Raw genomic sequence first — 11,681 nt, forward strand, 5'->3', positions numbered from 1 at the left:
AGGAGGGTTTCATGGGCAGGTTCGGCACGACGACGGATTACAGCAGGATCAGACACTGGATCGAGGAGCGCGGCGGCCATCCTGCCCGGATCAAGAACGCACCGGACAGCGAAACCGTGCGCGTCGATTTTTCCTCTGAAACGCAGGAAGAGATTTCCTGGGACGAATTCTTCCAGGGTCTCGACGGCAGCAGGCTCGCCTTCCTTCACCGCACGAAGGCTGAAGACGATGTCGCCCATTTCGGCAAAATCCTTCGCCGGAAACGCCGGCACCACTAAATTCATTGGTTCCCGACACAGCAAAAACCCGGCGCCGTTGCCAGCGCCGGGTTTTTCATTTCCTCGGGAGGAAAAACTCAGTCGATATTGAAGGTCAGCGGCTTTGCCTGGCGAACCGCCTGGTGGGCGGTCAACTCAGCAAGCACGGCGTCATCAACCTTGCCGTCGACATAGAGCAGTGCGATGGCGTCGCCGCCCTGCTTGTCACGGCCGAGCTGGAAGTTGGCAATGTTGACGCCGGCAGCACCAAGCGTCGTGCCGATGAAGCCGATCATGCCGGGGACGTCGGTATTGGTGATATAGATCATGTGCGAGCCGACATCGGCATCGAGGTTGATGCCCTTGATCTGGATGAAGCGCGGCTTGCCGTCCGAAAACACCGTGCCGGCGACCGAGCGTGTCATGCTTTCGGTGGTCACCGTCAGCTTGATATAGCCGTCGAAGACACCGGTTTTGTCGCGCTTGACCTCGGAAAGCACGATGCCCTTTTCCTTGATCATGATCGGCGCCGAAACCATGTTGACGTCGGCAACCTGCGGGCGGATGAGGCCGGCGAGCACAGCGCTCGTCAGCGCCCGCGTATTCATGTTGGCGGTGATGCCGTCATAGAGGATTTCGATTTCCTTGATCGGCTCTTCGGTGACCTGGCCGACGAAGGCGCCGAGAACGTCGGCTAGACGGATGAAGGGCTTCAGGATCGGCGCTTCCTCAGCCGTGATCGACGGCATGTTGATGGCGTTGGAGACCGCACCATTGACAAGGTAATCCGCCATCTGTTCGGCGACCTGCAAAGCGACGTTTTCCTGAGCCTCGGTCGTCGAGGCGCCGAGATGCGGCGTGCAGACGACGTTCGGCAGGCCGAAGAGCGGGCTTTCCTTGGCGGGCTCGACCTCGAACACGTCGAAGGCGGCACCCGCGACATGGCCCGACTTGATGGCCTCGGCAAGCGCCGCCTCATCGACCAGGCCGCCGCGGGCGCAGTTGATGATGCGCACGCCGGGCTTGGTCTTTGCCAGTGCTTCCTTGTTGAGGATGCCGCGTGTCTTGTCGGTCATCGGCACATGCAGCGTGATGAAGTCGGCGCGGGCGAAAAGCTCTTCCAGCTCCACCTTGGTGACGCCCATCTCCTCGGCGCGCTCCTTGGAGAGGAACGGATCGTAGGCGACGACGTGCATCTTCAGGCCGATGGCGCGGGCGCAGACGATCGAGCCGATATTGCCGGCGCCGATGACGCCGAGCGTCTTGCCGGTGATCTCGACGCCCATGAACTTCGACTTCTCCCACTTGCCGGCCTGCGTCGAGGTATCGGCTGCCGGAAGCTGGCGGGCGACGGCGAACATCAGCGCGATCGCGTGTTCGGCTGTCGTGATCGAGTTGCCGAAGGGCGTGTTCATGACGATGATGCCGCGGCGCGAGGCGGCCGGGATATCGACATTGTCGACGCCGATGCCGGCGCGGCCGACGACCTTGAGGTTCGTCGCCCCCTCGATGATCTTTTCCGTCACCTTGGTGGCAGAGCGGATGGCCAGGCCATCATACTTGCCGATGACTTCGAGCAGACGGTCTTTGTCCTTGCCGAGCTGCGGTTCGAAATCGACTTCGACGCCGCGGTCGCGAAAAATCTGGACGGCGGTTTCCGACAATTCGTCGGATACGAGAACGCGAGGTGCCATGAGGGCCTCCTTCAAAAGTGTTCAGCGATGAATGAATCAGGAATGCTGCTCCGCCCTATGGCGGAGCCGAATGCGATCACCTCAGGCGGCGGCCTGATTAAGCTGCGCCTTCTGCGTTTCGAAGGCCCAGGAAAGCCAGGGCATCAGCTTCTGCATGTCGGATGCCTCGATCGTGGCGCCGGCCCAGATGCGCAGGCCGGACGGCGCGTCGCGGTAGTGGCCGACGTCATAAGCGACGCCTTCCTTTTCCAGGAGGCCGACCAGGCCCTTGGCGAAATTCGCCTGGCCGTCGTCGTCAAGCGCTGCGATATCCTTGTCGACGATCTTCAGGCAGACGGACGTGTTCGAGGCCGTTTCCGCCTTGACGGCAAGGTTGGCGATCCAGTCGTTAACCGCGACGAAATCGTGGATGACCTTGGCATTGGCGTCGGCACGCGCGATCAGCCCCTTGAGGCCGCCGAGGCCCTTAGCCCAGACAAGCGCATCGATATAGTCCTCGACGCAGAGCATCGACGGCGTGTTGATCGTCTCGCCCTGAAAGATACCTTCCGTCAGCTTGCCACCCGAGGTCATGCGGAAGATCTTCGGCAGCGGCCAGGCCGGCGTATAGGTGACCAGACGCTCGACGGCGCGCGGCGAAAGAATGATGACCCCGTGCGCGCCCTCGCCGCCCAGAACCTTCTGCCAGGAGAAGGTGACGACGTCGAGCTTGGCGAAATCGAGTGCCTGCGCGAAAGCGGCCGAGGTGGCGTCGCAGATCGTCAGGCCCTTGCGGTTATCAGGGATGAAATCGGCATTCGGCACGCGCACGCCTGAGGTGGTACCGTTCCAGGTGAAGACGACGTCGCGGTCGAAATCGACGGCGGAGAGATCGGGAAGCTCGCCGTAGCCGGCTTCGAGCTTGCGCACATCCTTGAGCTTCAGCTGCTTGACGACATCGGTGACCCAGCCGGCGCCGAAGCTTTCCCAGGCGAGCATATCGACGCCACGTTCGCCAAGCAGCGACCAGAGCGCCATTTCGACGGCGCCGGTGTCGGACGCCGGAACGATGCCGATGCGGTAATCCGCCGGCACTTCGAGAATTTCACGGGTAAGGTCGATGGCCTGCTTGAGCTTGGCCTTGCCGACCTTCGCGCGGTGCGAACGGCCAAGGGCCGCGTCGGAAAGGGCTTCGAGCGACCAACCGGGGCGCTTCGAGCAGGGGCCAGAAGAAAAATGGGTATTGTGCGGACGGATGTCCGGCTTTGCCGTCTTCGCCATGATGCTATCCTCTCAGATAGAAAGCCCTTCGTTGGGGAAGGGTGTCCCGCCGCCGTGTGTATGGATCCGGCGCGTCATAGTCAAGATCGAAGTGTCGCGGGCGGAACATATTTTGACGCAGGGCGGTAGGGCCGCAATACGAAAAGCCGCCCGGTTGGGGGCGGCTTTCAAATGTCTGGGAATTGGACTTACTTGTAGACAGGCTGCTGCAGCGGGATTTCCGGCGGCGGTTCGTAGCTCGCCTGGGCGCAGCCGCCGAAGAGATAGCGGGCACCGACGCGGGCTTCGTGAACGCTGAGACCCTTGTCGCGGCCCGGGCCGCCATTGTCGGCATAGCCGAACATGTTGCCGCCGTCGATATGCAGGTAGCGATAGCCGACATCGGCCTTGACGTTGCAGGTCACGTCGATCGAAGCGCCGGCCATGAGGGCGTAGGTAAAGCGCCAGTTGCCCTTGCCGCCATGGGTGACCTGGTCGTCGCAGAAGCTGCCGTCATCGGCGCAGGCGACGTTGCGCAGGTTCTTCCACTTCACGTAAGAACCACCGATACCGGCGCCGACATAAGGCGTGACGTAGCCGTAGGTGCCGAGATCGACATAGGCATTGGCGAGCAGCGTATAGGCTGTCAGCGAAGAGCGGTCGCTCGAGGTGCAGTCCACCAGCGGAAAGCCGCACTGCCCAACCGTCGAGCCCTTGAAATCTGCCTGGGTGAGATAGTCGAAGGTCAGATCGGTGCGCAGATAGCTGTTGATCTGATAACCGACACCGCCGCCGACCGTCCATGCGTCGTCCAGGTCGGCACGGTCGAAATCGACCTCCGTGGCGTTGCTGCCCTGGAAATAGCGGGCGCCGCGCAGATCGGTGAAGGCATAGCCGACATCGCCGCGCAGGTACCAGCCGGTCGCTTCGGTGACGGTCACCTCAGGCGGCTGCTCCGGGATAGGCTCGGCAGGGGCGAAGTCCGCGGAATAGGCGTTTGTCGCGATCAACAATGCGGCGAAGATGCCGGACAAGCTTGTTTTCATGGATCCCACTCCAAAATCCCGTTTGCGTCGGCAGGCTCAATCGCCGCCAATCTGGTACGCTTCGTATGGATAATGAATTGGAAACGTTAAAAGCTGCTTAACTATAAATGGGAAGAAACGTTAAGAGAGAGATTGGCGGCAAATTCCTCGATATCGTGAAGCTAGGCTGAGGCTGGCAGCCGCCGGACTCCCTAAAGACCGCCAGCTGCAACGCCATGAACCCCGCCTCGTCAAATCGCTGGGTCGGCTCCTTCGCCGTCAGGTCGATCGGCTGCTCCAATCGACAAATCCTGCTGTCACTTCCATTGCGTCGCGTTTTCGGCGGCGCAGCCATACGGGGGCAAGGAGCTGCCAAAGGTCGTTTTGAGCTTGGCACAGCCCCAGGCATTGATCGGGCCTGGCATGGCGTTGTTGAGCGTGATGCCGATTTCATCGTAAGGGCTGTCGGTGTTGGTGATGTAGCGGTACCAGCGGAAACCGGTAAAGACGACGAATGCGAGAGCGATCGTCAGCAGCAGGCGCACCAATTTTTTCATGATATTTCCTTTGAATGCGGAGTGGATCTTCGAACCGCAGGCGCCAATAGCGAAAAAGCCGGCACTTGCGTACCGGCTTTTGACATTTCGTCCCGAAAAATCAGGCGGCGGTCCGGACGTTCGAGATGGTGCCGATCAGCTCGTTGACGATGCGTTCAATCTGGGCGCGGTCGTCGCCCTCGGCCATGACGCGGATCAGCGGCTCGGTGCCCGAGGGGCGGATGACCAAGCGGCCGTTCCTGGCAAGCTCGGCTTCGGCATCGGCGATCGCCTTCTGCACCTGGATATCCTCTAGCGGCTTGCCACCGCTGATGCGGACATTGCGCAGCAGCTGCGGCACCGGCTCGAAGCGGCGGCAGACCTCGCTGACGGTCCTTCCGGTGCGCTTGACCGCGGCCAGGATCTGTAGCGCCGCGACGAGACCGTCGCCGGTCGTGCCGTAATCCGAAAGCACGATGTGGCCGGACTGCTCGCCGCCGACGTTGTAGTTATGCTGGCGCATATGCTCGACGACGTAGCGGTCACCGACCTTCGTCCGGGCAAGGCCGAGGCCCTTGTCCTCGAGGAAACGCTCGAGGCCGAGATTGGACATGACGGTCGCAACGATACCATTGCCGCGCAGCTGCTGGCTCTCGGCCCAGCTCTCGGCGATGACGGCCATCAGCTGGTCGCCGTCGACGATCGAGCCGTTCTCGTCGACGATGATGACGCGGTCCGCATCGCCATCGAGGGCGATGCCGATATCGGCGCGCACCTCGTCGACCTTCTTCTGCAACGCGACGGGGCTGGTGGAGCCGCAATTGAGATTGATGTTGGTGCCGTTCGGCTCGTTACCGATGGTGACCACCTCGGCGCCGAGCTCCCAGAGCACGGCCGGCGCCACCTTATAGGCAGCCCCATTGGCGCAATCGATGGCGATCCGCAGGCCCTGCAGCGTCACGTCGCGCGGCAGGGTGCGCTTGGCATGTTCGATATAGCGGTCATGCACCCCGTCGACGCGCTTGGCGCGGCCGATATCGTCGGACTTGGCAAGCTGCGCGTTCAGGTCCTTTTCGAGCAGATCCTCGATCTCGGCCTCGATGTCGTCTGACAGCTTGTAGCCGTCAGGGCCGAAGAGCTTGATGCCGTTATCCTCGTAAGGATTGTGCGAAGCCGAGATCATCACGCCGAGGTCGGCACGCAGCGAGCGTGTCAGCATGGCAACAGCTGGCGTCGGGATCGGGCCGAGAATAAAGGCGTCGAGACCCGCAGCCGTGAAGCCCGCGACCATGGCGTTCTCCAGCATATAGCCGGAAAGGCGCGTATCCTTGCCGATGACGACGCGGTGGCGGTGATTGCCGCGGCGGAAGATCGTACCGGCGGCAATGCCGACCCGCATGGCGAGATCCGGCGTCATCGGGAAGACGTTGGATTGGCCGCGAATGCCGTCCGTACCGAAATAGCGTCTTTTCATCTGCACTCCTGTGCTTTCCGCGCGCCATTCAAGGCAGCGCATCGTTCCAAGCGAATCCGGCTTCAGTGGAATGTCGTCAATCCAGGAGCGTGATTCATGCTCGCCTCAATTCAGCGGAATGCCACAAAATGCGGCGATCAGCACGTAAATTAGCAAGAAAAATGATTATATCCCGTTACCAATAGAAAAGGCCGGATCTCCCACTTCGGAAATCCGGCCTTGTTCAAGGTAGTGCCGCTGTTCAATGCGGCTGCGGTTCGAGGCCGCCTTCGGGCTCGTCACCCTTGGTGGCAGGCCGTGCGCCGGCCTTCGGAACAGCCGAGCCGCGGCTTGGCGGCGAATCATCGCCGAGATCGCGGGAAGGCTTTTCGCCGCGGATCAGCGCCTTGATCTCTTCGCCGGTCAGTGTCTCGTATTCGAGCAGACCTTCGGCAAGCACGACGAATTCGTCGTGCTTTTCCGTCAGGATCTTGCGGGCCTGCGTATAGGCTTCATCGATCAGGCGGCGCACTTCATTGTCGATCTTCTGCGCGGTTGCTTCCGAAACATTCTTCGACTGCGAAACCGAGTGGCCGAGGAAGACTTCCTGCTGGTTCTCGCCATAGGCGACCTGACCGAGCTGATCGGAAAAGCCCCACTGCGTGACCATGGCGCGGGCAAGCTTCGTGGCCTGCTCGATGTCGGAGGAGGCACCCGAAGTGATGTTCTCCTTGCCGAAGGTGAGCTCTTCGGCAACGCGGCCGCCCATCATGATGCAGAGGCGTGAGACCATCCACTTGTAGCTCATCGAGTAGCGGTCGCCCTCGGGAAGCTGCATGACCATGCCGAGCGCACGGCCGCGCGGAATGATCGTCGCCTTGTGCAGCGGATCGGCGACGGCGACATTGAGCGCGGTCATGGCGTGTCCGGCCTCATGGTAAGCGGTGAGCTTCTTTTCCGCCTCGGTCATCGCCGAGGAACGGCGCTCGGCGCCCATCATGATCTTGTCCTTGGCGTCCTCGAATTCCTGCATGGTGACGACGCGCTTGTTGCGGCGGGCGGCCATGAGGGCGGCTTCGTTGACGAGGTTCATCAGGTCGGCGCCGGAAAAACCGGGCGTACCGCGGGCGAGGATCTTGAGATCGACATTCGGCGCCAGCGGAACGTTGCGGGCATGCACCTTGAGGATGCGCTCGCGGCCGACGATGTCGGGATTCGGCACCACGACCTGACGGTCGAAACGGCCGGGACGCAGCAGCGCCGGGTCAAGAACGTCGGGACGGTTGGTAGCGGCAATCAGGATCACGCCTTCATTCGCCTCGAAGCCGTCCATTTCGACCAGCAACTGGTTCAGCGTCTGCTCGCGTTCGTCATTACCGCCGCCGAGACCGGCGCCGCGATGACGGCCGACAGCATCGATTTCGTCGATGAAGATGATGCAGGGCGCATTCTTCTTCGCCTGCTCGAACATATCGCGCACACGGCTTGCACCGACGCCGACGAACATTTCGACGAAGTCGGAGCCCGAAATTGTGAAGAAGGGCACATTGGCTTCGCCGGCGACCGAGCGGGCGAGCAGCGTCTTGCCGGTACCCGGAGGGCCGACGAGCAGCACGCCGCGCGGGATCTTGCCGCCGAGACGCTGGAACTTCTGCGGATCACGCAGGAATTCGACGATTTCTTCGAGATCCTGCTTGGCCTCGTCGACACCGGCAACGTCTTCGAAAGTCACGCGGCCATGCGCTTCGGTGAGCAGCTTGGCCTTGGATTTGCCGAAGCCCATCGCGCCGCGCGAGCCGCCCTGCATCTGCCGCATGAAGAACAGCCAGACGCCAAGAATCAGAAGCATCGGCAAAAGCGTGCCGAGATAGCTGAGGAAACCCGAAGAGCCGTCCGTTTCAGGACGGGCGGAAACCAGGACATTCTTCGACTGCAGGCGATCGAGCAGGCTGTCGTCGATCACAGGCGAATAGGTCTGGAAGGTGGTGCCATTTTCAACATAGCTTCCGGAGAGACGGTTGCCCGTGACCACGACGTCCTTCACACGGCCCGCATCGACCTCACGCAGAAACTGCGAATAAGGGATTTCGCGGGAGCCCGTTTGCGCCGGCGCCGTCTGAAACATACTGAAAAGGGCGATCAGCAGAAGCGCTATGATCGCCCACAAGGCGAAATTACGTAAGTTAGGGTTCATTGAACTCCCCAGCATGGAACAGCCGCCTCATGGCGACCGTCTTATTCGTTTCTAACATAGGGTTGCGCCGTGCGATTGCCAAGGCGATCCCCTAAGTCAGATGGTTTTTCCGTCAATACTTCTTAAAGGCAGCCTCGCATAGGGCGCCGTCGCGAAAACCGCCGAAAGCCTATTCGCAAAGATGAAGTCAAATCGTGTCAAAAAGCGGTCGAAGGGTGCGAAATAGGGCATGAGCTCGATCATCCGGGAGGATTCCTCAGATAAAGGGGCTCCTTCGGAGGTTAAAGCCGGCGCGGAGGCGATGGCGCGCTTCCATGCCGCCTTGGGAAGGTGATGCATACGCTCCCTCATTCCTGTGCTTGTCACAGGAATCCAGCCACCGCGCGTCTGCGTGGTGATTGACTCAATAAAGCGTGAAGTGTCTTGCGCGCCCAAGGACTTGGGCGCACTGGATTCCTGTGACATCCCTCGGATCAAGTCCGAGGACAGGAATGAGGAGGCGTGTGGAGTGGCGGCCTCGACCACTATCGATGTGGACAAACCATTGCACGCATAAAACCTTCCATCCCACACCCCCGCCTCTCCCGACTGCAACACCAGCGGCACTATCCCCCGGCTCTCTCGCGTCAGATAAAGCCCGTCACGCCTGAGATCAAAAACTACCCTGCCAGCGGTCATCCGTCCCGGTTCACTGCCGGTGGCAAATGCAAGGATACGCTCCATATGCGCCCTCCCCCGCGCAAACGGTTGGCCACCGAAAACGGCCGTCAGGCGCCCAAGCACATAATCGAGGACGGCCCAATCCTGCCTCAAGCCGTCAAGCATCACCTGTCCTAGCAGACCGCCGTGAAGCGTGAAGTAACGATCCAGCCACTCTGCGCCCTTGGCTGAAAGAGCCAGCCGCTCCTCCCAGGCCGCGCCAATATCCTTCTCCAGGCATGCCTCGGCCGAAAGCTGCCGGCGCATCCGCACGCGCTCGTACTTGGTATCCTCGTTGCTGGGATCATCGATCCACGGCACGCCCCGCTCGTTCAGGAACGCCCGGATATCTGCCCGGCTGGAAAAAAGAAGCGGCCGTAAAATCCAGAAGCGCCGGTCGAAGAGCACCGCATCTGCAATACCGGTCGAAACCTGCTCCGTTCGCAACCCACGCATGGCAAGCGTTTCGCGCTGGTCGTCGAACGTATGCCCCGTAACAATGAGATCGGCGTTGAAGTCATTGGCGGCGGTCGCAAGCAGGCCGTAGCGTGCCTCTCGGGCCGCAGCCATGATGCCGGTTTTCGGCTTGTCGCCCTGCCAGATCATGATGATGTGGGGAATGCCGAGCGATGCGCAAAGGGCTGCGACTTTACGCGCCTCGTCTGCGGAGCCGGCGCGCAACGCATGATCAACGGCTGCAGCGCAAAGGGAAATCTTGAGATGGGGCGCGGCCTTCACGGCTTCATCGAGCAGAAGAAGCAGGCCGGTGGAATCGCTGCCGCCTGATATCGCGACGAGAATGCGTGCGGGGCTTTGAAGCGACGTGAGAAACTGGAGGATCGCCAGTTGAGGCGATGCGGCTTCCGGAGACATTCCGGAAGACCTTAGCAGGAGAGGCGCTTCTGTTCGCTCGCAACCTTGCTTGTGACGGCACGCGAAGCCTTTGGATAACGCTTCGACACTTCGCGCAGCGTCGCACAGGCCGTCTCGTTATTGTCGAGGGCCGCAAGCGACATGCCGAGCTTCAGCAGCATTTCCGGCGCCTTTTCCGATGAGCCGTATTTCTGATGTGCATTGAGGAAGGTCTTGGCCGCCTCATTGTACTTGCCCTGCGAATAGAGCGCTTCGCCGAGCCAGAAATTGGCGTCCGCCGACCGCACGCTGCTCGGGTAGCGGGTGATATACTGCGTGAATTCCTGTTCGGCCGTGCTGTAGTCGCCGGACAGTACGTGGCCGTAGGCGGCCTTGTACTGATCGGCCTCGCTGCCGAGCGAGGCGGTCTGCTGCGGCGTTTTGGTGTTGGCATCGGGAATCGGCCCGGAGCCGATTGTGGCATTTTCGTCGACGCTTCCGCCGATCGGATTGCCGTTCTGATCAAAATCGATCGAGCCGAGCTCCTTCGGCGGCTGGCCGAGGCCGCTATTCTCAGGCACGCTGGTGGAGGGAGCCGTTTCGGCTCCCTGCGGTGCTTGGATCACCTTGGCAATGTCGTCGCCGCCGGAGGCTGCCGGAGCGGCATCGGTCTCGCTCTTCTTGACAGGAGCCTTGGCGCCACCGCCGGCACCCGTCTTTTCCAACTGCTGGAAGCGGAATTCATTGTCTTCCTGCTGCTTGCGGATGGTCTCCTGCATCTGCAGAAGCTGAAAGCTCATCTCCTCGATCCGGCCGTTCAGCTGCCGCAGCTGCTCTTCGAGCTGCTGCACGCGGACCTCCGCGTCGCCGCTCTGCACCTTGACGACGGGCGGCGCCGCCTGGTTTTCCGCGGATCGGCCGCCGAGATGTAGCCCGAAGAACGAGGCGGAATAGGCCGCCCGTTCGCTTCCGGTCACAGCCGCGAGGCACAGCATGCCTGCCACGACAAGTTTCTTCATATGTATCGTCCTGTCCCAGTGATTCTTCGCACCTCGATGGCACGAACAGGAGACTTTTCCAATTGCTTTCAAAAAGCAACGGAGTCTGGCCAAAGTGTGGTCAAAAAGAAAAGGCGGTCCCTGATGGGACCGCCTGTCGAAAAAGCGAATTGTTGCTCGGCAATTACATGCCGGCGCCGCCAAGCACGGTAACCGCGCGACGATTCTGCGACCAGCAGGAAATATCGTCGCAGACGGCGACCGGACGTTCCTTGCCGTAGGAGATCGTCTTCAGGCGCTGCGCCGGTACGCCGCGCGAAGCGAGATAGTCCTTGGCGGCAGCAGCACGGCGGGCGCCGAGCGCGAGGTTATATTCGCGCGTGCCGCGTTCGTCGGCATGGCCTTCGACGGTGATCTGGTAGTTCGGGTAGCGGCCGAGCCACTGCGCCTGACGGTCGAGCGTCTGCGAAGCATCGGCGCGGATCGACGAGGAGTCGGTATCGAAGAAGATGCGGTCGCCGACATTGACCGTGAAGTCCTGGGCCGAGCCCGGCGTTGCAGCGCCGCCAGCACCGGTGCCGAGGCCGAGGTCGCCGGCGCTGTTCGGCGGCTTCTTGGCGCAGCTTGCGAGCGCAAGGCCGGCGATAAGCGCGATCATGACGGGGTTGCGGGCGAAATTCTGCATGCGGCTCATTGCCGGGGTATGAATTCGGCTCATGGCCGGTCTCCTTGCG

The 11,681-nt window shown here is 61.4% G+C and carries 10 protein-coding genes; 1 reads left to right on the top strand and 9 read right to left on the bottom strand.

The window, feature by feature from the left end:
• Positions 1-11 precede the first annotated feature (11 nt).
• A complete protein-coding gene (locus G9X67_RS32535; protein WP_138390903.1) occupies positions 12-278 on the top strand; it encodes a hypothetical protein in 267 nt (88 codons plus the stop codon).
• Positions 279-355: 77 nt separating this feature from the next.
• Here the strand turns inward: G9X67_RS32535 and serA are convergent, their stop codons facing one another.
• From serA to pal, 9 genes are all read right to left on the bottom strand, one after another.
• The gene (gene serA, locus G9X67_RS32540; RefSeq protein WP_003542699.1) at positions 356-1,951 is read right to left on the bottom strand and encodes a phosphoglycerate dehydrogenase; all 1,596 of its coding nucleotides are present in this window, start codon (positions 1,949-1,951) and stop codon (positions 356-358) included.
• An 81-nt stretch (positions 1,952-2,032) separates the two neighbouring features.
• On the bottom strand, positions 2,033-3,211 hold the full coding sequence (locus tag G9X67_RS32545; RefSeq protein ID WP_171600610.1) for a phosphoserine transaminase: 1,179 nt from the start codon (positions 3,209-3,211) through the stop codon (positions 2,033-2,035).
• Between the two features lie 188 nt (positions 3,212-3,399).
• Positions 3,400-4,236 carry an outer membrane protein gene (locus G9X67_RS32550; protein WP_138390905.1) on the bottom strand — a complete coding sequence of 279 codons (837 nt, stop codon included), beginning with the start codon at positions 4,234-4,236 and terminating at the stop codon, positions 3,400-3,402.
• 296 nt (positions 4,237-4,532) lie between these two features.
• Positions 4,533-4,772 carry a hypothetical protein gene (locus G9X67_RS32555; RefSeq protein WP_064651403.1) on the bottom strand — a complete coding sequence of 80 codons (240 nt, stop codon included), beginning with the start codon at positions 4,770-4,772 and terminating at the stop codon, positions 4,533-4,535.
• Positions 4,773-4,872: 100 nt separating this feature from the next.
• Positions 4,873-6,225 carry a phosphoglucosamine mutase gene (gene glmM, locus G9X67_RS32560; RefSeq protein WP_029871976.1) on the bottom strand — a complete coding sequence of 451 codons (1,353 nt, stop codon included), beginning with the start codon at positions 6,223-6,225 and terminating at the stop codon, positions 4,873-4,875.
• Between the two features lie 241 nt (positions 6,226-6,466).
• Positions 6,467-8,398 (bottom strand): ATP-dependent zinc metalloprotease FtsH, encoded by a 1,932-nt coding sequence (gene ftsH / locus G9X67_RS32565; RefSeq protein WP_011653398.1) that lies wholly within the window; start codon positions 8,396-8,398, stop codon positions 6,467-6,469.
• Between the two features lie 96 nt (positions 8,399-8,494).
• Positions 8,495-9,970, bottom strand: coding sequence for a tRNA lysidine(34) synthetase TilS (gene tilS, locus G9X67_RS32570; protein WP_171600611.1), 1,476 nt, complete (start codon positions 9,968-9,970; stop codon positions 8,495-8,497).
• An 11-nt stretch (positions 9,971-9,981) separates the two neighbouring features.
• Positions 9,982-10,968 carry a tol-pal system protein YbgF gene (gene ybgF, locus G9X67_RS32575; protein ID WP_171600612.1) on the bottom strand — a complete coding sequence of 329 codons (987 nt, stop codon included), beginning with the start codon at positions 10,966-10,968 and terminating at the stop codon, positions 9,982-9,984.
• Positions 10,969-11,131: 163 nt separating this feature from the next.
• A complete protein-coding gene (gene pal / locus G9X67_RS32580) occupies positions 11,132-11,665 on the bottom strand; it encodes a peptidoglycan-associated lipoprotein Pal (RefSeq protein WP_027683223.1) in 534 nt (177 codons plus the stop codon).
• Between the last annotated feature and the right edge of the window lie 16 nt (positions 11,666-11,681).

The organism is Rhizobium sp. WYCCWR 11152, from assembly GCF_013087615.1.
Lineage (GTDB): Bacteria > Pseudomonadota > Alphaproteobacteria > Rhizobiales > Rhizobiaceae > Rhizobium > Rhizobium indicum.